The organism is Cereibacter sediminicola, from assembly GCF_007668225.1.
GTDB classification, from domain to species: Bacteria; Pseudomonadota; Alphaproteobacteria; order Rhodobacterales; family Rhodobacteraceae; genus Cereibacter_A; species Cereibacter_A azotoformans.
In genome coordinates this window covers 21,556-42,042 of the sequence record NZ_VDEK01000032.1, presented here as the reverse complement: position 1 = coordinate 42,042, position 20,487 = coordinate 21,556, and the positions used below count along the sequence as shown (strand labels likewise).

Below are 20,487 nucleotides of genomic sequence, written 5' to 3'. Positions count from 1 at the left end.
CCGCCGCGTCGATGTCCGCCAGCCGCACGGTCAGGGCCCGGGCGAGGTTGGGCATGTTCGCGGCGGGATGAAGATGGACCACCACCGATGCCCGCCATGCCGCCGGATCCGTCATGCCCGCCGGGGCCCGGATCTCGGTATCCAGCTGATAGCGGCCGGCCGGAAGCTCACCATCAAAGCCGGGCAGGCGGAACGGCCGCAGGAACACCGCGGTGGATCGGACGATGCGGTCGGCCATGATGGTCCTCCTCCTGTCTCGGGGTCCGCTCGCGACCCGCTGAGGCGCTTCATGCCCGACGAGCGTCCGGAGCGGTCGTCCGCGCGGTGCCGGTATTCACAGGTCCGACGGGACGACATTTGCATTCGCGACCGCGGCACGATCCCGGCGCAGGGCACCATCCAGGGCGCGGAGATCGATTGGACGCCTCTCGCGCCGGTTCCAGTGCTCGATCGTGATGTAGAACTGGATCTCCCGCCAGCAAACTTCCTTCGGTTGATGGCTGGCATCGACCTCGGCCCAGATCTCGTACGTCCCCGGTGGGAACAGGTTGCCACCCAGGCGGAACGCGGCCTGGAAGGAAACATTCCAGTGGAAGGTGCGCCGTTTCATGGCAACTCTCCTTTGCAAGCAACCGTGCAGCGCTGATGCGGGCCGTCTTGCGTCGCATGGCGCGCCGTCCTGAAGGGCCGGATCTCGGCGGCCCTTGTGTTCGGGATCTGTCGTTCCCATATCGAGCCAGGGCACGGGTCCTGCACCGCGCCGCCTTTCGGACCAGGGCCGGGACTGGAGGCGCCTCTTGAAGCCCGCTTCTTCCCGAAAATCCCTGCGGCTTCCCTCCTGCAGCCTCGACCGGCGCGTGCCTGCCGGAACCCCTTCAACCGGAGAGCCCCATGGCCAAAGGCATGAACATCCGCGGAAACCGGCAGACGAAAAAGCCGAAACAGCCGAAGAAGGCGCCCGCCGTCGTTACGGTGACGCGCACCCACACGGCCTTGGCGCCGTCGTCGGGCTCGGGGACCCTGAAGAAGCCCTGAACGGCACGACGCGGGATGGCGGGTGCATCCGCCCGCGTCCCGGCGGCGGCGGGAATGTGAGCGAGACCACGGACCTCGATGACAGAACAAGGAACAGCCATGCGATCCTCCAAGCCCGACCCCGTTCGCGCCGGCCCTGGTCATGCCGCACAGCGCGCCGACGCTGCCTCCAAGGCAATTGTCGCCGCCGAAACAGATGCGCGGAATGCGCAGGTCGCGCGCCAACGGGCCGCCCGGCTCGAACGCGACGCGACGCTCGCGGCCTTGCCCGCGGCGCCCAAGCCGGTGCGGAAATCCGGCCGGAAATGACCGCCGTTCCCTGGGGAGCCGCCCGGTTCGACCACGGATAATGAGAACCGGCTCTTCCCTGCGAAAGAGCCGGCCCGCCGTCACGAAACGAACTGCCCGAATATCGCCGCATCATCAGGCACCGAGGAATTCCCTCTCCCGTCGCAGGCCCCGTCCGGACGTGCCGCACCCGAGCCCTTCATCGCCGTCGCAGCGTGTTCTGCCCGACGCTGATCCCGGCGATCAGCCGGGCCGCCTCCCTGTGCAACTCGGCATCACCGTCCTCGGGATGCCCCGCATGGGCCGCCGCCGCATCCTCGAGGAGGCCCACGATCTCGGCCTCTGGCAGGATCTTCCTGTCGAACAGCGAGAGGAGCAGGGCCTCGCAGATCGCGAGGGCCGCGACTCCTGCAGTGTCCGGGGGAGGCGCTTGCATGGTGGACCTTTACGACAGGTGTGGTGATCGGATGCTTGGCTGCCGATGCCGTCGAGTATCGCAGCAATCGCGGGGCGGGCACTGATCCAGAGCAGCGTCATGCCGGTTCGCTGTGATGGACAGGTTCGACGTCAGCCGCTCTTCGACGGCCGGGGATGCCATGCCGATCGCGAACCGCCCTCTCGGCCGCAAGCTCGACGCCTTTGCCGCGTGCTTTCCGAGGAAGAGTTGACGGTTCTCGAGGCCATGCATCAACGCCGTCGCGTCTATCCGCCGGGGCAGGCATGATCCATCAGGGGCAGGAGCGGCGCTCGCCCCATGTCCTCGCCTCCGGCTGGGCATCGTCCTGCAAGCTGCTCCCGGACGGGCGCCGGCAGATCGCCGATGTCCAGATCCCGCGTCATTTCCTCGGGCTTCGGTCGCTGCTGTTCCGCACGTCCGACGTCATGCCGGTGACGAGGATCGAAGCCTCCGAAGTCTCGATCCAGGATCTCCTCAGGGACTTCAACCGCGTGCCGCGTCCGGCGGCGGCGGTGCCGTGGGCGGCCTTGCGCGACGAGGCCATGCTGGTTGAACATCTGGGCGTCGGGGCGTGCTAGGCGCGGTGGTTCTTCTGGCCCTCGTGGGCAGGGTCGTGGCAACGGTGGTGAACTGCATGACCATCACGACCTGCCTGAGGCCATCCGAGGAACGGGGCGCCGTGGCGGTGCTGTCAGCCGCTCCGCAGGCCGGCCGGATGTGAGCCGTCGGGCGCGGCGTCCCCGTCGGCCGCGCTCCAGTCGAGGCCCGTGAAGGCCTCGCGGAAGGCGAAGGTCACAAGATGCGAGTCGATCACGAAGCGCGTCTGGATCAGCCCCTTGGGGTCCGGCGCCTCGATGCGGACCGTCAGGGCCCCCTCGTCCGCCACCAGCGCCGCGGTGCCGGTCAGGAAGGTGCAGGTCGCGCGGTGATCCTCGAGCTGCACCTCGACCTTGTGGGCGAAGTGACTGCCCAGCTGCCGCAGATATTTCGCCGCGTGGGGCGTGGCGTATCGGGCGGTCGTGGTCAGCATCTCTATCTCCGACTGTTTTTCTCTGGATATGGGCTGGACCGGAGGCGCGCAAGGCCTTAGGTGTCGTCCCGATGCGTGGAGCCAGTTCAAGCCACACGCCGGAGCATCGAGAGGAGATCGCCATGATCCGTCTTGCGTCCGGCCTGCTGGCCGGGCTTCTTCTGGCGGCACCCGCAAGCGCCGCGACCGTCGAAACCGCCCTCGGGCCGGTCACCGTCGGACAGGTGCCCGAGAGGGTCGCGGTCTTCGACATCGCCGCGCTCGACACGCTGACAGCCCTTGGCGTTCGCGTGGATGGCGCGCCGGTGCAGACCTTTGTGCCGGGGCTGGCCGATCTGGATGCGGCGCCCGTCGGCACGATCTTCGAGCCGGATCTCGAGGCGCTGTCCGCGCTGGCGCCCGATCTTGTGATCGCGGGGGGCCGCTCGTCGCCGCAGGTGAAGGCCCTGTCGCAGGTGGCGCCCACGCTCGACATGACCATCGGGCCGGACCTCATCGGCGATGCGCGGCAGCGGCTTGCGGCCTACGGCACCCTGTTCGGGCGGGAAGCCGAGGCCGAGCGGCTCGACGCCGCGCTGGGGGCGAAGCTCGACGAGCTTGCCGCCGCGGCCGAGGGCAAGGGGAGCCTTCTGATCCTGCTGACCAACGGCCCGAAGATGTCGGCGTTCGGGCGCGGATCGCGCTTTGGCTGGCTGCACGAGGCGACCGGCATGGCCGAAGCGGTGCCCGAGCTGGAGGCGGCGACCCATGGCGACGCCGTGTCGTTCGAGTTCATCGCGCGGACAAACCCGGACTGGCTCTTCGTCATCGACCGGGGCGCGGCCATCGGCGCCGAAGGCGCCTCGGCGCGGGCCGTGCTCGACAATCCGCTGGTGCGGGACACGACCGCCTGGACATCCGGTCAGGTGGTCTATCTCGATCCGGCCGAAGTCTATGTCGCGGGCGGCGGCTACCGCTCGCTCATGGGCACGCTCGAGGATCTCGTCACAGCCCTCGCCCGATGATCCTGCGCCTGATGCTTCTGGCGCTGGTGGCGCTGATGCTGGCCAGCCTCGTGGTCGGGGCCGCGGGGCTGGGTCCCGCGGCGCTTCTGGCCGATCCGCAGGCGGGGCTGCTGCTGGCCGTGTCGCGGGTGCCGCGGACGGCCGCCGTGGTGCTGTCGGGCGCGGCGCTGGCCGTGGCGGGGGTGGTGATGCAGCAGGTCGCGCGCAACCGATTTGTCGAGCCCGGCACCACCGGAACCGCCGAGGGCGCGGCGCTCGGCCTGCTGGCCGTCACGCTTCTGGCGCCGGGGGCCCCGGTCTGGATCAAGATGGCCGCGGCCAGCGGCGCGGCCCTTGCGGGCGCGGGCCTCTTTCTTGCGCTGATCCGGCGCCTTCCACCGCGCGAGGTGCTGCTTGTCCCGATCGTGGGGCTGGTGCTGGCCGGCGTGCTGCAATCGGTGGCCAGCTTCATCGCCTGGAAGGCCGACATGATGCAGCTGATCGGCATCTGGCTGATGTCGGGCGAGTTTTCGGGCGTGATCGCGGGGCGCTACGAGCTTTTGTGGATCGCGGGGGCGGCGGCGGCGCTCGCGTGGTTCGCGGCGGATCGGTTCGCCATTCTGGGCCTCGGCGAGAGGACGGCCACCGGCCTCGGGCTGAACGCCGCCGCGGTGATGCGGCTGGGGCTGGGCGTCGTGTCGCTGGTGACGGCGATGGTGGTCGTGACGGTGGGGATGGTGCCCTTCGTGGGGCTGGTGGTGCCGAACCTCGTCTCGCGGGTGATGGGCGACGACCTGCGCGCCTCATTGCCCGTCGTGGCGGCCGCCGGCGGCGCGCTGGTGCTGGCCTGCGATCTGGTCGGGCGGCTCGTGCGGCATCCCTACGAGGTGCCCGCCGGCACGGTGCTCGGTGTCCTCGGCTCGCTGCTCTTTCTCTGGCTTCTGTGGAGGCCCGTCCGTGGATAGGGCGCTTTTCTGGCTGGCCGCGCTGGCCCTGATCGTCTGCGCCACCTACCTGCTCTGGGGGCTGGGCGGGACGAACTGGCGGTTCGTCCTGGGCCTGCGTTCGGTCAAGCTGGCGGGGCTGGTCGTGGTGGGAACGGCGATCGCCGTGGCGACGGTCCTGTTCCAGACCGTCAGCGGCAACCGCATCCTCACGCCCTCGATCATGGGGTTCGACGCCCTCTATGTGCTGATGCAGACCACGCTCGTGGCCAGCCTCGGCATCACGGCCCATGCGCAGCTTCCTTCCAGCCTGTCCTTCGCGGTCGAGGTGGCGGTGCTGGTGGCCACGGGCCTTCTGCTCTTCGGCACGCTGCTGCGGCGCGGGGCTCAGGACATGATGCGGATGATCCTGACGGGAGTGATCTTCGGCATCCTGTTCCGGTCGCTCTCGTCCTTCCTTGCCCGGATCCTCGATCCGAACGCCTATTCGGTGGTGCAGGCCGAGAGCTTTGCCTCCTTCTCGCGGGTCGAGGCCGGGCTGCTGCCGCTGGGCGCGGGCCTCTGCCTTGCGGCGGCCGGCACGGCGCTGGCGCTGGCGCCCCGGCTCGATGTGCTGGCGCTGGGGCGGCGGACGGCGGTGCCGCTGGGACTGGCCTACGACCGGCTTTCGCTTGGGGTGCTGACGCTGGTCGCGGTGCTGGTCGCGGTCTCGACCGCGCTCGTCGGGCCCGTGGGCTTCTTCGGGCTGATCGTGGCCGCCCTCGCCCATTCCCTCACGACAAGCGCCCGCCACCGCGCGCTTCTGCCCGCCGCGGCGCTGGTGGCGATCGTGCTGCTCGTGGGCGGGCAGACACTCTTCGAGCGGGTCCTGGGGATGGGCGCCACGCTCAGCATCGTGGTCGAGTTCGCGGGCGGGCTGTTCTTTCTGTGGCTTCTGATGCGGGGACGGGTGAAATGATCGAGATCGAGGATGTCTCGCACCACATGGGACCGGCGCGCATCCTGGACCGCGTGACGACGCGGCTGCCCAGGGGCCGGCTGACCGCCCTGATCGGGCCGAACGGCGCGGGCAAGTCCACGCTCCTGAACCTCGTGGCGCGTCTTCTGCCGCTGTCGGCGGGCCGCATCCGCGTCGAGGGGATGGACGTGTCGCACACCCCCTCGCACGAGCTTGCGCTGCGCATGGCTGTGCTCGGGCAGGAGACGAGCGTGTCCAGCCGGCTCCGGGTGCGCGAGCTGGTGGGCTTCGGGCGCTGGCCGCACCACCGCGGCCGCCCCTCGCCCGCCGATGCCGCCGCCGTGGAGGAGGCTTTGGCCGCCTTCGACCTCGCATCGCTGGCGGGCCGCTTTCTGGACGAGTTGTCGGGCGGGCAGCGCCAGCGCGCCTTCGTGGCGATGGCCTTCGCGCAGGGCACCGACTGGCTGCTGCTCGACGAACCGCTGAACAATCTCGACATGGCCCACGCGCGGGCCCTGCTCGAGCGGTTGCGGGCGGCGGTGCGGGACGGCGGCAAGAGCGCGGTCCTCGTGGTCCATGAGGTGAACTACGCCGCCGCCTGGGCCGATCACATCGTGGCCTTGCGCGACGGGCGGATCCTGGCCGAGGGCACGCCCGCCGAGGTGCTGACGCCGGCGGTGCTGCGCGATCTCTACGGCATCGACATCGCCGTGGGGGAACATGCGGGCCGCCCGCTGGTCCTGCATCACGCCTGAGGCCGGGCCCTCCGGCCGGGCCGATCAACCGAAACCCAAGGCCCGGCCGGACGGCCGGGCCGGTCACGAAACCCAGGGCCCGGCCGGACGGCCGGGCCGTGCACGGGGCTCAAGGCCCGGCACTCCGGCCAGACCTTGCACGACCCCCGACCTCCCCCGGCCAGGGCGGGCACCCGAGGGCGCCCCGCCCCGCTCAGAACCGCGTCACCGCGCTGAGGGTGATGGTCCGGCCCGGCTCCTTCAGCGAGGTGACGGTGCCATATTCCGCGCCATAGGTCGCACGGTCGGCGAAGGTCGTGTCGAACAGGTTGTCCACCTGCAGTCGAAGCGTCAGGTTCTGCGCCTGCGGCGGCACATATTCGGCAAAGACATTGACCACCGAATAGCCCTCGAGATCGAAATCGGCCGCTTCGGGCATGTCGTGATCCAGCGCAAGGTCGAGCCCGCCGCCGAGGCGCAGGCCCGCCAGCGTCGTATCCTGCTGGACTTCGAACGCGGCCACGGTGCCCAGAGGCGCGCCGAAGTCGAGCGCCTCGTAGCCCGCGGCCTTCTCGCCATCCACCTTCACGTCGCTGTGCGACAGGGTGAAGCGCGCGAACCCGCCCTCCCAACCGTAGGTGGCGCCAAGGTTGAAGCCGCGGCTCTCGAAGTCGAAATTCTCCGAGGCGCTGCGGGCCCGGTCGATCTCGGTCAGGAACAGCTCGCCCCCCAGCTTCAGCGCGCCGCCATCCCAGTCGAAGCCGAGGCTGGCGTTCTGCGCCCGCGAGGGCCGCAGGTCCGCATAGCTCCAGCCCGGATTGAAGATGTAGTTGTCCTCGATATCGACGCCGCCAAAGATCGAGGACAGGCCACCGCGCAGCGTCAGGCTCTCGGTCAGCGCATAGCTGGCCGACAGGTTGCCCGAGCCGCCCGAATGGCGCTCGTCGCTGCCATCGACGCCCTCGAACTCCTGACGGTCGAAGCGCCCGCCAAAGGACAGGCGCCACCGCTCTGTGGGCTCGAGCCGGGCCTGCGCGAAGAGGCCGATGTTGCGCGACGTTTCCTCAAGGAACTCGCCGTAGGTGGGGCTCGAATATTCCCCGAACCGGCGCTGCCAGTCGATGCCGGCCGAGATCCGGTCGGTCGCGTTCAGGTGAAAGTCGTTCTGCAGCGTGGCCGACCAGGTGCCCGACAGGCCGTTGCTGTCGTAGGGCTCGGGGATGACGATGTCGCTCTCCGAATAGCCCAGCCGGACGCTCGGATCCCACAGGCCCCCGGCCTGCGTGTTCTCGTAGGACAGCGACCAGCTTTCCCGCGTCGTGTCATAGCGGCGGAGCGAATCCTCCACCCCGTTCAGGCCGCCGAAATTCGCCCGGAACTGGCGCAGCTCGTCATCGCGCAGGCGCAGGGCGGACAGCTCGACCCGGTGCCCCTCGGGGGCCTCGTAGGCCAGCTTGCCCAGAACGCTCGTGAGGTTCGCCGCCGTGCCGAGCCGGGTTTCGCCGTCGCCATCCTCGTAATCCTCGCCCGTGGCGCGCTTGCCGTAGGCCAGCCACTCGAAGCCGCCTTCGCGCCCGGCCAGCGTCAGTGCGCCCTGCGCGGTCTGCCCGTTGTCGCCATAGCTCAGGCGCAGGTTGCCGCCGAAGCTCTGGCCCTCGGCCAGGATGTCGGCCGCATCGACCGTCTCGAACACGACCGAGCCCGCCAGCGCGTAGGGGCCCGCGTCGGCCGGCGAGATCGTGGCATCCACCCGCACCTGCTTGAGCAGCCCCGGATCGATGGCGTTGGCCGAGACATGGTGGAAGGCGCGGTTGTTCTGGGCCGCCCCGTCGATGCTCACGCCGAGGTTCAGCATGTCCACGCCGTTGACGAAGATCTTCTGCGTCAGCGGCAGCGCGCCGCCCACCGACACCGAGGCGATGCCCGCGAAGACATCCTTCAGGTCGCCCGTCCGGGCCCGCTCAAGCTCGGCATCGGCGACATACATCGAGGTGGCACGGTCGGCGGCCTCGGCGAACTCGTCGCGGGACTGCACGACGATCGGATCGAGCGAAAAGGCCAGATCCTGCGCGAGGGCCGCGGTGCTCGGTCCGACGACAGCGGCACTGCCGGCCAGAAGCCGGATCATTCGGGAAGACAGGGGGGACATGGGACTCCAGGTTCTCAGCGGATGCAGGGGGTGCGGGCTGGGACGAGGAACCTGGCTCCGGTGACGCTACTGGAGGCCTGCGCCGGATGCAATCGCATGTTCGGACGGCGCGGGGGCGCGCCGCCCGAGTTCTCGATATGATCGCGGGCCCGGACGCGGGATGCCCATGCACTCCCCTCGGCCGGGGCGCCGCGCGAGGCTCAGAACCGCTTGGTCACTTCCAGAACCACCTCGCGGCCCGCGCCGTAAGAGCAGACATAGGCGGTCTGGCAGCCAGTCACGTTGGCCAGCAGCGTCACCTCGGTCCCGTCCGCGGTGGTGAAGCGGTAGGAAGGCGCCAGGGTGCCGCGGAAGCCCTCGTTCAGGTCGTCGTACCTGTCGCCGCCCTCGATCCGGCCGGTCAGGCGGAACGAAAGACCCGCGTCGAGATCGCGCCCCCAGTCCAGCTCCAGCCAGGCGCTCGTGGCGTCGTTGAGGCCGAACGTCAGCTCGCCGATGTCGCCGCCCGGCCGCTTCGAGACGTAGTTGACGAATCCCGCCGGGGTTCGAGCCGCCATAGAGCGCCGAGGACGGGCCCCGCAGCACCTCGATCCGTTCCAGCGTGTAGGGGTCGATGTAGAACGAGCCGAAGGCGAACGAGAGGTTCCGGGCATTGTCGAGGAAGACGCCGGTCTGGTCGGCCTGAAAGCCGCGGATGCGCAGCCAGTCGTACTCGTTGTCGTCGCCGAACACGTCCGAGGTGACGCCGGCCGTGTAGCGCAGCGCCTCGCTGACGCTCTTGGATTCGCCGCCCCGGTCTGCGGTTCCTCGGCGGCATCTGGCCGAACGACCCCACAGGGGGCATCATCCGTTCCCGTCCGGTCGCTGCATCGCGCCCAGGATGGTTGTGAGATGCCTGCGCATTGCGCCTTCGGCGGCCGGCGCGTCGGCCCGGGCAATCGCCGCGACGACATCGGCATGCTGATCGCTGTGCAGGCCGGTGAATTCCCCGACGCCGATCCTGCGGTAGGTCCGGTCCCATTCCCGTTGCCAGGCGGCGCGGCGCCGGGCGCTGGCCAGGTAGTCGAGAAACCCCAGGAGCAGGGGATTTCCCGCCACCTCGGCCACGCCGCGATGGAAGGCGGCATCCGCCGTCTCGGCCTGCCCGCGATCGGAAGCGCCCCGGCCCCGGGCCACGAGGCCCTGAAGATAGGCCATGTCGCGCGCCGAGGCGCGTCGGGCCGCTTCGGCCGCAATGGGCGGCTCGATCATCAGCCGGGCCTGCATGAGCTGATCCGGGGCGGTCGCACTCAGCAGGATCGTTTCCTTGACGGGGTGGCCAAGCGGGGCGGGTCCGCGGAAGGTGCCCTTGCCGACCTGCCGCCAGATCTCGCCCTTCCGCTCCAGCTCGAGCAGCGCCGCGCGGACGGTCTGGCGGCTGCAGCCCAGCAGACCCGCAAGCGCGCGTTCGGTGGGAAGACGATCGCCGAGGGAGGGGGCTTCCGCGTCGACAAGACGGCGCAACCGTTCCAGGGCAGTGGCCGGACTCGTTCTTGGCACGGGATCATCCCTCCGGGACTTCGCGGACCAATTTGCAGACCATTCCGGCGGCGGGCAAGAGCAGAGCGGTGATTCACCGGCCGGAGCTTGCCATGACCGTCTATCTTGTCCTGATCCTCGCGGGCCTTGCCGCGGGCGCGCTGAACGCCGTGGCCGGAGGGGGGACCTTCCTGTCCTTCCCGGCTCTGGTCTGGACCGGCGTGCCGCCGATCATGGCCAATGCGACCGCCACCCTTGCGGCCCTGCCCGGCTATCTCGGAAGCGCCTGGGCCTTCCGGGCCGACATCCGGCAGGGGCGCGGCCTTCCGGTGCGCCTGGTCCTGCTGGTGTCGGCCGCGGGCGGCATCCTCGGGGCGGCCCTGCTGCTGGTGACGCCGAACGCGGTGTTCTCAGGCATCGTTCCGTGGCTGCTGGCCTTCGCCACCGCGGCCTTTGCCTTCGGGCCTGCGATCACGCGGCAGGTCGCCCGTGCCGGACGGGGCGCGCCCGGTCTGCCCCAGTCGGCGGCTGTCCTGCTGGCCGTCACGACCTATGGCGGCTATTTCAATGGCGGCGTCGGGATCCTGCTGCTGGCGGCCTTCGGCCTGATCGGCCTGACCGACCTCAAGGAGATGAACGGGTTGAAAAATCTGGTCTCCTCCGTTCTCTCGGCGGTGTCCGTGGCGGTGTATGTCGCAGCCGGCCTGATCGTCTGGAAACAGGCGCTCGTGCTGGGGGCGGCCTCGGCGGTCGGCGGATATATCGGCGCGGCGCTCTCGCGGCGCATCCACAATGTGAAGGCGATCCGGGTCTTCATCACCCTGGTCGGTGCGACCATGTCGCTCGCCTTCTTCCTGCAGTGACACCGTGCCCGGAGTCGCTCAGGCGAACGGGCCGTGCCTGTCCTGCAGCGGCCGGATCGCAGGGTCCGGCCGAAACGGGGCCTGCGCGCCGGAGGGGTGGGCCATGACCCACATCAAGGCGAGGGCGGCTTGCCCTGCTATCGTGGCAAGCGACTGTGATCCGACGGCGGACGTCCCGTCTTCGGTCATTCATGCTGACGTTGGTTCGTATCGAGTGGTCGATCCTTCCGGGATCACGCGATCCTCCTGCGAACGGCCTACGAAAGGGGACTGCCGTGCTTGAACAGGCTTCCAGACCGCGGCGACGCGGCTTGCGCCGCGTTGCGATGGTGCTGCTGGCGGGCGTTGCGGGGTTTCTGGTCGTGACCTCACCCGCCACCTGGTCGATGATCCATCCGACGCGCGATCAGGCCGACGCGGGCCCGGCCGATCTCGAGAACGGCCGGACGATCTTCCTTGCCAGCGACTGCGCCACCTGCCACGCCACGCCGGGCCAGCCCGACCAGACGAGGCTGGGCGGCGGCCGCGTGCTGGACACCGACTTTGGCCGGTTCCACATGCCCAACATCTCGCCCGATCCGGTGGACGGGATCGGCAACTGGACCCTGGCCCAGTTCACCCGCGCGGTGCGCGAGGGGGTGGGTCCCGACGGGATACTGCCGGACGGGCAGAACCTCTATCCGTCCTTCCCTTACACCTCGTACCAGCGGCTGGACGCCAACGACGTGCGCGACATGTATGCCTATATCATGTCGCTCGAGCCGGTGGCGGGACAGGTGCCCGAGCACGAGCTGACATTCCCCTACAACATCCGCCGCGGGATCGGCCTGTGGCGGCTGGCGTTCCTGGACGGCCAGCCCCTGCCCTCGGCCGACGAGGACAGCGCCGACCCGCATCAGGCCCTGCTGGCGCGGGGGCGCTATCTCGTCGAAGGCGCGGGCCATTGCGCCGAGTGCCACTCGCCGCGCAGCTTCATGGGCAACGTGATCGCGGACAGCCGCTATGGCGGCGGGCCCACCCCCGACGGCCACGGCCATTTCCCCAACATCTCGCCGGATGAGACCGGGATCGGCTTCTGGTCGGTCAATGCCATCGCCAACTATCTCGAGACCGGGATCAGCCCGATCGGCAAGAAGGCCGGCGGCGACATGGAAGAGGTGATCCTGAACACCGCTCAGCTCTCGCGCGAGGATCGCCTCGCCATGGCGATGTATCTCAAGTCCGTGCCCGCCGTGGACGCGCCCGGCCCCGGCCGCCCCGAGCCGAACCGGACCCCGACGGTGGTGATGCTGGAGCGGCCCGCGGGCCAGGCGCCGGTGCTGCCGACATCCCCTGTGGCGGTGCTGGCCGAGGCCGCGGACGTGCATGTGGTGACGACAAAGCCGCTGTTCCTCGATCCGACCGGTGTGGGCACGGAGGGCGCCGAGGATGGCAAGCTCCTTGGCGGGGCGCGCCTCGAGGTGCTGGCGCGCGAGGGCGACCGGATGCAGGTCCGCCTCGACGGCTGGCAGGCCGTGGGGGCCGAGCAGGTGGTCTATGCCGAACGCGGCCAGCGCATCCTGCTGGCGGTGCTGGGCGATGCGGCCATGGCCGCGGTCAGCCGCAAGGCGCCGGAGGAAGATCCGGGCACCGGGCAGCCCTGGGCGCGGGCCAGCCTGACCGCCTGGGTGGATGGGCAGGGGCTTCATGCCGATCTGCCGGCGCTCTGGGGCTATGCGGGCGATCTGTTCAACAGCAGTTGCGCCACCTGCCACAGCCTGCCGCACACCGACCGCTACCTCGCGAACCAGTGGATCGGCAACCTGAACGCGATGAAGCGTTTCACCTCGCTGAACGACGAGCAGTATCGTCTGCTGCTGGCCTATCTGCAGAACCATTCCAGGGATGTCGGGCCACTGGCCGAGGCGGAGTGAGGCGCCTCGCCGCCGCCTCCGCAGGACAACATCCGACATTCGACGACAGAGGAGACACCCTCAGATGAGCAATTCGTGCGGCAGACCGGGCGACGATCGCAAACGCGGCCTCTCGCGCCGGGGCTTCCTGCGCCAGAGCGCGACCGTGGCGGCCCTCGGCATGGCGGATGCCGCCCTTCCGCGCGGCGCAGCCTTCGCGCAGTCGGCCGGGACCGAGATCCTGACCGGCTGCCACTGGGGCATGTTCCGCGCGACCGTCGAGAACGGGCGCGCCACCGCGATCCGGCCGTGGGAGGGGGATCCCTGGCCCTCGCCGCAACTGAAGGGGGTGCTGGATTCGATCTATTCGCCCACGCGGATCAAGTATCCGATGGTGCGGAGGGCCTGGCTGGAACAGGGGCCGGGCGCGGACCCCGCCGGCCGCGGCACCGATGATTTCGTCCGGGTGAGCTGGGACGACGTGACCGAGCTTCTCGCGCGCGAACTGGTGCGGGTGCGCGACAGCTACGGCCCCGAGGCGATCTTCGGCGGCTCCTACGGGTGGAAGAGCCCGGGAAGGATGCACAACTGCCAGACCCTGCTGCGGCGGCTCCTGAAGCTGAACGGCGGATTCACCAGCTCGATGGGCGACTATTCCACCGGGGCGGCCCAGGTGATCCTGCCCTATGTGACCGGCTCGATCGAGGTTTACGAGCAATGCACGGCCTGGCCGAACGTCGTCGAGAACACCGAACTCATGGTGTTCTGGGGCGCCAACCCGCTGCGCAACTCGGAGATCTGCTGGCAGGTGGCCGACCACGGCGCCTTCCTCGGGATCGACGGGCTGAAACAGAAGGGCACCAAGGCGATCTGCATCGACCCGATCCGCACCGAGACCGCGCAATATCTGGATGCCGAGTGGATCGCGCCCCGGCCGCAGACCGACACCGCGATGATGCTGGGCATCGCCCACACGCTCTACAGCGAAAACCTGCATGACGCGGAGTTCCTCGCGAAATACACCGTGGGCTTCGACCGCTTCCTGCCCTACCTGCTGGGCGCGAGCGACGGCACGCCCAAGACGGCCGACTGGGCCGCGAACCTGTGCGGCATCCCGGCCGAGACCATCCGCGATCTGGCACGCCGTTTTGCCGCCAACCGCACCATGCTCGCGCTCGGCTATTCCACCCAGCGCCAACACCATGGCGAGCAATCGACCTGGATGCTGGTCACGCTGGCCTGCATGCTGGGCCAGATCGGCCTGCCGGGGGGCGGCTACGGGCTCAGCTATCACTATGCCAACGGCGGCGCGCCCACGCATCTGTCGCCGATCCTGCCCAGCATCACCGACACGCCCGGCCAGTCGGCCGGCGGCGGCGCGGCGTGGCTTTCGGCGGGCGGAACGGTCGTGATCCCGGTCTCTCGGCTGGTCGAGACGCTGCTGAACCCCGGCGCGACGATGGACTACAACGGCACGAAGATCACGCTGCCGACGCTGAAACTGGCCTGGTGGGCGGGTGGCAACCCCTTCTCGCACCATCAGGACCGCAACGAGATGGTGCGGGCGTGGCAGGCGCTCGAGACCTTCATCGTGCAGGACTTCCAGTGGACGGCGACGGCCCGCCACGCCGACATCGTGCTGCCCGCCACCACCTCCTACGAACGCAACGACATCGAGCAGGTGGGCGACTACGCCCTCAGCCACATCGTCGCGATGCGCAAGCTGATCGAGCCGCTGCACGAGGCGCGGTCCGACTATGACATCTTCACCGCGGTCGCGGACAAGCTGGGCTTCGGCTACGCCTATACCGAGGGCCAGACCGAGATGGACTGGATCCGCAGCTTCTACGAGGCGGCGATGATCGAGGCGCGCGCCAAGGGCATGGAAATGCCGGTGTTCGACGTGTTCTGGAACAGCAACCAGCCGCTGGCCTTCCCCCTGCCCGAGGAGCAGCGCCAGTTCGTCCGTCATGCCACCTTCCGCGCCGATCCGCTGCTGAACGCGCTCGGCACGCCCAGCGGCAAGTTCGAGATCTTCTCGCGCGCGGTTCAGGCGATGGGTTATGACGATTGCCCGCCGCATCCGACCTGGATGGAACCCATCGAGCGGCTGGACGGCCCCACCGCGAACTATCCGCTGGGCGTGGCGGCCAACCATCCGGTGAAGCGGCTTCATTCGCAGCTCTGCGGCACCATCCTGCGCGAAGACTACGCCATCGCCGGGCGTGAGCCCTGCTGGATGAACCCGGCCGACGCGGCGGCGCGCGGGCTGAAGGACGGGGATCTGGCCCGCGCCTTCAACGACCGGGGCCAGATCCTTGTCGGCATCCGCATCACCGACGAGATCCGCCCCGGCGTGGTGCGCATCGACGAAGGCGGCTGGTATGACCCGGCCGACCCCCGCACGCCGGGCAGCCTGTGCCGCTATGGCGATGTCAACGTGCTGACCACCGGCATCGCCACCTCGCGGCTGTCGCAGGGCAACTGCGGCCAGACCGCCGTCTGCGAGGTCGAGCGCTACGAGGGGACGCCCCCCGAGGTCCGGGTTTTCCTCGAGCCGGGGGCGTGATCCCGGCCCGGGCAGGCGCGGCGCCGCAAAGGCTTCGGCAAAGCGGCAGGACCGGCCCCGGCATTGCCTGAGCCGGAGATCCTGGCCACGCGCGGGGCCCTTCCCGGAGGACCATGCCTCCGCGCCCCTCCTGCGGCGCCCATCTGCGAGAGCGCCGGGCGTCAGCGCATGGCGACGGGGACGCTGGCCGGCATCCCCGCCCCTGGCACCGCGCCTCCCTCACGGGCGTAGAGCATGGCGACCGGGGGCTGCGGCAGCGAGATCCCGGCCCGGCGCAGCGCCGAATCCACCTCACGCCAGATCGCATCGCGGCAATCCCATTCGTGATCGAACCGACCAAGCCAGTAGCGCAGCGCATACCGCACCCCATCGGGCTCGATGGCCTGGATGCGCACGTCGGGCGCGGGCGACTGGCGGATCAGCGGCGCGTCGCGCAGGGCCTTGTGCAAAAGCTCCGCCCCTTCGGCCGCCGGAGTGGCATGTCCCAGCTTGATCTCCATCTGCGCCCGGAATTCGGACCGGGGCGCGCTGTAGTTGACGATGCGCTGACGCGAGACCTGGCTGTTGGGCAGGATCACATAGGTCGAGTCGCGCGTCAGAAGCCGCGTGGTGCGCCAGCCGATCTCGACCACCCGGCCCTTGCCCAGCCCCTCGATATCAACCCAGTCCCCGATGCGGAACGGCGCCTCCAGCCCCAGGGCGATTCCCGAGAGCGTATCGGCCACCACGTTGCGGATCGCGAAGCCGAACAGGGCCAGCATGACCCCCGACCCCGCCAGCGCGCTGCCGGCGCCGTGGCCCAGGATGAGCAGCACCCCCGAGACGATCGCCGTCAGGAACAGAAGGGCCGAGACGAGATCGCCGAGCAGCTTCGGCAGCGGTCGGCTGTGCGGCCTCAGCCGGGCCAGCAACTGACCCAGGATCCGGCTGAGAAGCCAGGCGACGCCCAGATAGGCCGCCATCTGCAGCGCGTTCTGCCCGTTCCGGCCAAGCGGCGCCATGTCGAAGCGCCGGCTCACCTCGGCTTGCGCGAAGGTCATGCCGGCGATGCCGAGCAGCAGAAGCGCGGGCGCGATCAAGGGGCGCAGCCTGATCACGGCCGCCTCCCGGGCGGACGGGGTGCGGCTGCGCCGTTCCCGGCAGGGCGGCCGATGTGGGCCATCGGCCCCCCCTGAGAGGGTGGCCTTGAGCCGACCCCCGCCGGGGCGAACCCGACCCGGCAGGAGGGACAGCGTCCGGCGGCGGCCCGGGGAATGGCCGCGCCGCATTCGGCACAACGGGTGGGTATCATCCGATGCGACATGGCAGCCTCCCTCCCCGGCCGTCAGGACAGCTCGGGGCGCGGCGCGGCCGGGGCCGCAACGGGCCGGGGCTCCGACCCGACCTGCAGCACGGTGAGGCTGCGCCGCTCTCCGGCACGGGTCTGCCACTGGAACCGATCGCCCGCCGACAGACCCAGCAGGGCCACGCCCACCGGGGTCAGGATCGACACGGATCTGCGGCTGATGTCGGCATCTTCGGGCCAGGACAGCGTCACGCGCCGGTCACGCGCGCCCTGATCGTCATGATACAGCACCTCGCTGCCGATGGTGACGACATCGGACGGCAGGCGGGCGGGGGCCAGCAGTCGGGCGGATGTCAGCTTGTTGATCAGCGGATAGGCCACATCGGGCAGCCGCGCGATGGCGGCGCCGGCAAGCGTGTCCAGGCGCTCGATCAAGGTGACGTCGATGGCCGGCTGCGAACGGCGCGGAGTGGGGGACATGAGGAACCTCCGTAAAAGGGACTGGAAAAGGGGGAATTGGGCGGACCCGGCGGCTGGCTGGCCACGGCAGGCGCCCGGGAGACCCCCGGACACCCGCCATGCGCCCGCGAGGCCCGCCCTTCGGCAGGCCCCTTTTGGGCAGCCAGCGTCAGCCGATCAGCGCGGCCGGAGCATCCCGGCCCGGCGCGGCGCCGGACCCATGCGGGACGCACCCCGCGCCCGGAGGCGGCGGGACTTCGGAAGGGGATGGCATGATGGCTCCTTGCGGACGATGTCCGCCTGGCAGATCCGGATCTGGGAAAACGACAGCGCCCCGGGAAGAGGCGTCAGCGGGTGACCGCCTCTGCCCGGGGCAGAGCGTGCGTGAGCGGCGAACCGCAGAAGACCCGGAATCCGGCCATATGAAGGAGCGTCAACATGCGGTGAAGGTAGGCCCCTGCGGCCGTCAAAACAAGAGCGCCTGGCGAATCCCGCGAATAGCCCCGCACTGTGGCCTTTCTGGCACGGTCCTGTTGCAGCCACCCCGCGCCTGCCCGGCGGTGCGCGCGGCCGGAGCGTATTGCCACACCCACCCCGAAAGGCGGAATAAAAGCTTTTCCAACCGCGCAGGATCCTGTTCACCTGTTGGCGGCACAAGATCCGATCTGGTCTTGAAGACTTCTGATTCCCACGGAGAATTTGAATGACAATCAAGCTGCGCCTGACGGCGAGCTTCCTGCTGTTCTTCTGCCTTTCCGGGCTGTCGGTCGGTCTGGCCGGGCTGGGCCTCTGGCGCACCACCGGCACTCTCGACACGCTCATCCATCGCGACTTCGGCTATGTGCGCGCAGGCGACCGCCTGATCGCGGCGCAGCTCGAGTTCGACATCGCGCTGCACAACTATGTGCTGGCGGGGGATCCGGAAGAGCGTGAGGGCTACGCCGCCGAGCTCTCCGACCTGCGCCGGGAACAGGCCGATATCGTGGCCGGGCTTGAAGCCACCATCGACGCGGACGGGCTGGAAAAGCTGGACCTCTTCCGCGACCTCGGGGCCGGGGCCAACGAGGTGGCCGACGAGGTGATGCGGCTCCTGCAGGCCGAGGGCCGCGACGCGGCCCTGGCGTATCTCACGCGCGAGTCCCAGATCGCGCTGTTCGACGCCCGGATCGTCCTCGCCGACTTCCGTGACGGCTACGCCGCCCTCATGGAAGAGGCGACGGACGAAGCCGTGGGCAGTACCCACTCGACGCTCGTCGCGCTGGCGGCCCTGGTCGCGGCGGCCCTGCTGATCGGGGTCCTCGTCGCCGCGCATCTGATGTGGACCATAGGCCGGGGCCTGAACCGGGCGCTGGTCGTCTCGCAGCGGGTGGCGGCCGGAGACCTGACCTCGACCACGGCCGTGTCCGGGCGCGACGAGATCAGTCACCTGCTCGCCGCCAACGATGCGATGGTCGTCCGGCTGCGCGAGATCGTGACCGCAGTGGCCGCAGCCTCGCGGCTGCTGTCCGAAGGCGGGGAGCGCATCGCCCGCAGCGCCCAGCGGCTCAGCCAGCGGGCGAACGAACAGGCGGAGTCCACCGCCCTGGCCTCGGCCTCGGTCGAGGAAATGGCCGCGAGCATCCAGCAGACGGCTGACAATGCGCAGCAGACCGAGCAACTGGCGGCCAGCGCGGCCGGCGAGGCGGCCGAAGGCGGCCGCGCCGTCGTCGAGGCCGCCGACGCGATGCAGCGCATCGCCGAGCGGATTCTGGTGCTTCAGGAGATCGCGCGCCGCACCGATCTGCTGGCGCTGAACGCCGCGGTCGAGGCGGCACGCGCCGGCGAACACGGGCGCGGCTTCTCGGTCGTCGCCTCCGAAGTGCGCAAGCTGGCGGAAAACAGCCGCACCGCGGCGGTCGAAGTGTCCGATCTGTCGCAGAGCACGGCCGATCTGGCAGGGCGCGCCAATGGCGTGATTTCCCATCTGGTGCCCCGGATCCAGCAGACCTCGAGCTATGTCAGCGAGATCTCGGACGCCTCGCACGAGATCTCCGCCGGCGCGCAGCAGGTCGCCGGAGCGATCGGCCGTCTCGACGAGACGACGCGGCAGAACTTCGCGGCGGCCAAGGATCTGGCGGAAGAGGCCGAGCACCTGCTCGATCAGGCGAAGCTGCTGGACGAGGCCGTTTCCTACTTCCGACTGGAGGACGCTGACGGAAGCGCCCCCGCGGCACCAGAGCCGGCGGAGCACCCCGCCGCGCCGGACACCGCACCGGACACGGGGCCGGATCCGGCGACCGGCGAAAGCGGCGCCCCTTTCGGCCAGGACCCGCGGGAGCGGCGCGGCGCACGCAGGCGGATCGGGGCCCTGGCCATCGGGAGCAACCTCGGCTGAGCGCCGGCCCCCGCCGGACCGGCGCCGGTCCGGCGGGGGCCTTCCGCGCCAGCCTTCGGGCGCCGTCGGGGCCGCGGCTCGGCAGACCGACAAAAGTCAGCGACCATACCAATGCGCACGCGACCAGGACTTTCCGGAGTGGTATGCGCATTGGTCACCGAGAGATTCTCATGAACATGTCGCCCACGACGCACCCTCAGGACCGGACGCCTCCCCTTCGCAGGAAGCGTGGCAAGGGGGAAGCGGCCGGCGCGCCCGTGATGTTTCCGCCTGACCCGGACCCGGAACCCGGATGGCAGCCGCCCCTGCCCCTTGCCCAAGACCTCCGGCAGACGACGGCCGGGCTTCACGAGCGGACTGAGACGCTCCTCGGCCTGCCCGACAGCATCGCGGACCGGGCCGACTACATGGCCTGGCTCGGACATTATCTTGCGCTTTACGAACCGCTCGAGAACCGCATGGCCGCCTTCGACGGCTGGAGGGAACTGGGGCCGTTCGACCCGGACCCCGGCCATTCGCGGCGCCTGATCCGGGATCTCGACGACCTCGGCATCGACGCGCGGCGTCTCGGGCGCGCCCCTGCCGCGGTCTGTCCCTCGCTTGCAAACTTTGCCCAGGCGCTCGGCGCGCGCTATGTGCTCGAAGGTTCGGCGCTTGGTGGGAAGGTCATCCTGCGCCATCTTCAGGCGCGGATCGGCGACGCGATCGGGCCGGCCACCGCCTTCTTCGGCGGCCCGTCCCATCCCGAGGCGGGGCACTGGCGGAGCTTCAAGGCCGCGCTCGACCGGTTCGGCGACGAACATCCGGACGAAAGGGCGGATGTGCTGGCCGGAGCCGCGGCGACCTTCATGGCGCTGCTGGAATGGTTCACTCCCTTCATGGCGGAGCGGCGGGCGTGACCGCCCCGCGCCGTCAGAAGGCCCCTCGCCTGCCGGGACGCGATGGTCCC

Annotated in this window: 20 protein-coding genes and 2 pseudogenes; 12 read left to right on the top strand and 10 right to left on the bottom strand. The window is 69.8% G+C overall.

Annotated features, from left to right (window positions below; translation table 11 throughout):
* A pseudogene (locus tag FG154_RS16825) lies at positions 1 to 238 on the bottom strand (hypothetical protein); the annotation flags it as partial.
* Between the two features lie 96 nt (positions 239 to 334).
* The gene (locus tag FG154_RS16820; protein WP_101342024.1) at positions 335 to 610 is read right to left on the bottom strand and encodes a hypothetical protein; all 276 of its coding nucleotides are present in this window, start codon (positions 608 to 610) and stop codon (positions 335 to 337) included.
* A 281-nt stretch (positions 611 to 891) separates the two neighbouring features.
* Here FG154_RS16820 and FG154_RS21105 point away from each other — a divergent pair, with 281 nt between their 5' ends.
* Entirely contained in the window at positions 892 to 1,035 is a 144-nt protein-coding gene (locus FG154_RS21105; RefSeq protein WP_181969666.1) for a hypothetical protein, read from the top strand.
* Positions 1,036 to 1,134: 99 nt separating this feature from the next.
* Positions 1,135 to 1,344, top strand: coding sequence for a hypothetical protein (locus FG154_RS16815; protein WP_044249857.1), 210 nt, complete (start codon positions 1,135 to 1,137; stop codon positions 1,342 to 1,344).
* Positions 1,345 to 1,522: 178 nt separating this feature from the next.
* On the opposite strand, the gene FG154_RS16810 is transcribed toward FG154_RS16815, so the two are convergent.
* Positions 1,523 to 1,759, bottom strand: a complete 237-nt coding sequence (locus tag FG154_RS16810; RefSeq protein ID WP_011911130.1) for a hypothetical protein — start codon at positions 1,757 to 1,759, stop codon at positions 1,523 to 1,525.
* 284 nt (positions 1,760 to 2,043) lie between these two features.
* Here FG154_RS16810 and FG154_RS21530 point away from each other — a divergent pair, with 284 nt between their 5' ends.
* A complete protein-coding gene (locus FG154_RS21530) occupies positions 2,044 to 2,358 on the top strand; it encodes a cyclic nucleotide-binding domain-containing protein (RefSeq protein ID WP_246100370.1) in 315 nt (104 codons plus the stop codon).
* 113 nt (positions 2,359 to 2,471) lie between these two features.
* On the opposite strand, the gene FG154_RS16800 is transcribed toward FG154_RS21530, so the two are convergent.
* A complete protein-coding gene (locus tag FG154_RS16800) occupies positions 2,472 to 2,810 on the bottom strand; it encodes a DUF2218 domain-containing protein (protein WP_145110389.1) in 339 nt (112 codons plus the stop codon).
* Positions 2,811 to 2,932: 122 nt separating this feature from the next.
* Here FG154_RS16800 and FG154_RS16795 point away from each other — a divergent pair, with 122 nt between their 5' ends.
* From FG154_RS16795 to FG154_RS16780, 4 genes are read left to right on the top strand one after another with little or no spacing between them, the layout of a single operon-like run.
* Positions 2,933 to 3,814 carry a siderophore ABC transporter substrate-binding protein gene (locus FG154_RS16795; protein WP_145110387.1) on the top strand — a complete coding sequence of 294 codons (882 nt, stop codon included), beginning with the start codon at positions 2,933 to 2,935 and terminating at the stop codon, positions 3,812 to 3,814.
* Positions 3,811 to 4,758: an iron chelate uptake ABC transporter family permease subunit gene (locus tag FG154_RS16790; RefSeq protein WP_101342026.1), complete on the top strand. Its 948-nt coding sequence runs from the start codon at positions 3,811 to 3,813 to the stop codon at positions 4,756 to 4,758. The genes FG154_RS16795 and FG154_RS16790 overlap by 4 nt, the downstream gene beginning before the upstream one ends.
* A complete protein-coding gene (locus FG154_RS16785; RefSeq protein ID WP_145110385.1) occupies positions 4,751 to 5,695 on the top strand; it encodes an iron chelate uptake ABC transporter family permease subunit in 945 nt (314 codons plus the stop codon). The genes FG154_RS16790 and FG154_RS16785 overlap by 8 nt, the downstream gene beginning before the upstream one ends.
* Positions 5,692 to 6,450, top strand: coding sequence for an iron ABC transporter ATP-binding protein (locus FG154_RS16780; RefSeq protein ID WP_101342028.1), 759 nt, complete (start codon positions 5,692 to 5,694; stop codon positions 6,448 to 6,450). The genes FG154_RS16785 and FG154_RS16780 overlap by 4 nt, the downstream gene beginning before the upstream one ends.
* 193 nt (positions 6,451 to 6,643) lie before the next feature.
* On the opposite strand, the gene FG154_RS16775 is transcribed toward FG154_RS16780, so the two are convergent.
* The 4 genes and pseudogenes from FG154_RS16775 to FG154_RS16765 all read right to left on the bottom strand — a co-directional run bounded on the left by FG154_RS16775 (position 6,644) and on the right by FG154_RS16765 (position 10,117).
* Entirely contained in the window at positions 6,644 to 8,578 is a 1,935-nt protein-coding gene (locus FG154_RS16775) for a TonB-dependent receptor plug domain-containing protein (protein ID WP_145110383.1), read from the bottom strand.
* A gap of 200 nt (positions 8,579 to 8,778) precedes the next feature.
* Entirely contained in the window at positions 8,779 to 9,135 is a 357-nt protein-coding gene (locus FG154_RS21525; protein ID WP_246100372.1) for a hypothetical protein, read from the bottom strand.
* 34 nt (positions 9,136 to 9,169) lie between these two features.
* Positions 9,170 to 9,310 (bottom strand): annotated as a pseudogene (locus tag FG154_RS21520) (hypothetical protein); the annotation flags it as partial.
* A gap of 111 nt (positions 9,311 to 9,421) precedes the next feature.
* A complete protein-coding gene (locus FG154_RS16765; protein WP_145110381.1) occupies positions 9,422 to 10,117 on the bottom strand; it encodes a FadR/GntR family transcriptional regulator in 696 nt (231 codons plus the stop codon).
* A 92-nt stretch (positions 10,118 to 10,209) separates the two neighbouring features.
* On the opposite strand from FG154_RS16765, the gene FG154_RS16760 reads away from it, so the two are divergent.
* The 3 genes from FG154_RS16760 (at position 10,210) to torA (ending at position 15,420) form a co-directional block, all read left to right on the top strand.
* The gene (locus FG154_RS16760) at positions 10,210 to 10,959 is read left to right on the top strand and encodes a sulfite exporter TauE/SafE family protein (protein WP_145110378.1); all 750 of its coding nucleotides are present in this window, start codon (positions 10,210 to 10,212) and stop codon (positions 10,957 to 10,959) included.
* A gap of 311 nt (positions 10,960 to 11,270) precedes the next feature.
* The gene (locus FG154_RS16755) at positions 11,271 to 12,872 is read left to right on the top strand and encodes a c-type cytochrome (RefSeq protein WP_246100368.1); all 1,602 of its coding nucleotides are present in this window, start codon (positions 11,271 to 11,273) and stop codon (positions 12,870 to 12,872) included.
* A gap of 64 nt (positions 12,873 to 12,936) precedes the next feature.
* The gene (gene torA / locus FG154_RS16750; RefSeq protein ID WP_145110372.1) at positions 12,937 to 15,420 is read left to right on the top strand and encodes a trimethylamine-N-oxide reductase TorA; all 2,484 of its coding nucleotides are present in this window, start codon (positions 12,937 to 12,939) and stop codon (positions 15,418 to 15,420) included.
* A 161-nt stretch (positions 15,421 to 15,581) separates the two neighbouring features.
* Here torA and FG154_RS16745 read toward each other — a convergent pair whose 3' ends face one another.
* Both FG154_RS16745 and rnk read right to left on the bottom strand, forming a co-directional pair.
* On the bottom strand, positions 15,582 to 16,517 hold the full coding sequence (locus tag FG154_RS16745; protein WP_145110369.1) for a mechanosensitive ion channel family protein: 936 nt from the start codon (positions 16,515 to 16,517) through the stop codon (positions 15,582 to 15,584).
* A gap of 227 nt (positions 16,518 to 16,744) precedes the next feature.
* Complete coding sequence (rnk, locus tag FG154_RS16740; RefSeq protein WP_011911143.1) at positions 16,745 to 17,185, bottom strand: nucleoside diphosphate kinase regulator; 441 nt, start codon at positions 17,183 to 17,185, stop codon at positions 16,745 to 16,747.
* Between the two features lie 682 nt (positions 17,186 to 17,867).
* Between rnk and FG154_RS16735 the strand changes: the two genes are divergently transcribed.
* On the top strand, positions 17,868 to 19,538 hold the full coding sequence (locus tag FG154_RS16735; RefSeq protein WP_145110366.1) for a methyl-accepting chemotaxis protein: 1,671 nt from the start codon (positions 17,868 to 17,870) through the stop codon (positions 19,536 to 19,538).
* Between the two features lie 260 nt (positions 19,539 to 19,798).
* On the top strand, positions 19,799 to 20,437 hold the full coding sequence (locus FG154_RS16730; RefSeq protein WP_246100366.1) for a biliverdin-producing heme oxygenase: 639 nt from the start codon (positions 19,799 to 19,801) through the stop codon (positions 20,435 to 20,437).
* Positions 20,438 to 20,487 lie beyond the last annotated feature (50 nt).

Coding starts and splice junctions, on each gene's coding strand:
- FG154_RS16735 (WP_145110366.1), top strand. CDS start 17,868: ATGACAATCAAGCTGCGCCTGACGGCGAGCTTCCTGCTGTTCTTCTGC.
- FG154_RS16730 (WP_246100366.1), top strand. CDS start 19,799: ATGTTTCCGCCTGACCCGGACCCGGAACCCGGATGGCAGCCGCCCCTG.
- FG154_RS16800 (WP_145110389.1), bottom strand. CDS start 2,810: ATGCTGACCACGACCGCCCGATACGCCACGCCCCACGCGGCGAAATAT.
- FG154_RS21525 (WP_246100372.1), bottom strand. CDS start 9,135: ATGGCGGCTCGAACCCCGGCGGGATTCGTCAACTACGTCTCGAAGCGG.
- FG154_RS16790 (WP_101342026.1), top strand. CDS start 3,811: ATGATCCTGCGCCTGATGCTTCTGGCGCTGGTGGCGCTGATGCTGGCC.
- FG154_RS16815 (WP_044249857.1), top strand. CDS start 1,135: ATGCGATCCTCCAAGCCCGACCCCGTTCGCGCCGGCCCTGGTCATGCC.
- rnk (WP_011911143.1), bottom strand. CDS start 17,185: ATGTCCCCCACTCCGCGCCGTTCGCAGCCGGCCATCGACGTCACCTTG.
- FG154_RS16820 (WP_101342024.1), bottom strand. CDS start 610: ATGAAACGGCGCACCTTCCACTGGAATGTTTCCTTCCAGGCCGCGTTC.
- FG154_RS21105 (WP_181969666.1), top strand. CDS start 892: ATGGCCAAAGGCATGAACATCCGCGGAAACCGGCAGACGAAAAAGCCG.
- FG154_RS16795 (WP_145110387.1), top strand. CDS start 2,933: ATGATCCGTCTTGCGTCCGGCCTGCTGGCCGGGCTTCTTCTGGCGGCA.
- torA (WP_145110372.1), top strand. CDS start 12,937: ATGAGCAATTCGTGCGGCAGACCGGGCGACGATCGCAAACGCGGCCTC.
- FG154_RS16810 (WP_011911130.1), bottom strand. CDS start 1,759: ATGCAAGCGCCTCCCCCGGACACTGCAGGAGTCGCGGCCCTCGCGATC.
- FG154_RS21530 (WP_246100370.1), top strand. CDS start 2,044: ATGATCCATCAGGGGCAGGAGCGGCGCTCGCCCCATGTCCTCGCCTCC.
- FG154_RS16775 (WP_145110383.1), bottom strand. CDS start 8,578: ATGTCCCCCCTGTCTTCCCGAATGATCCGGCTTCTGGCCGGCAGTGCC.
- FG154_RS16780 (WP_101342028.1), top strand. CDS start 5,692: ATGATCGAGATCGAGGATGTCTCGCACCACATGGGACCGGCGCGCATC.
- FG154_RS16760 (WP_145110378.1), top strand. CDS start 10,210: ATGACCGTCTATCTTGTCCTGATCCTCGCGGGCCTTGCCGCGGGCGCG.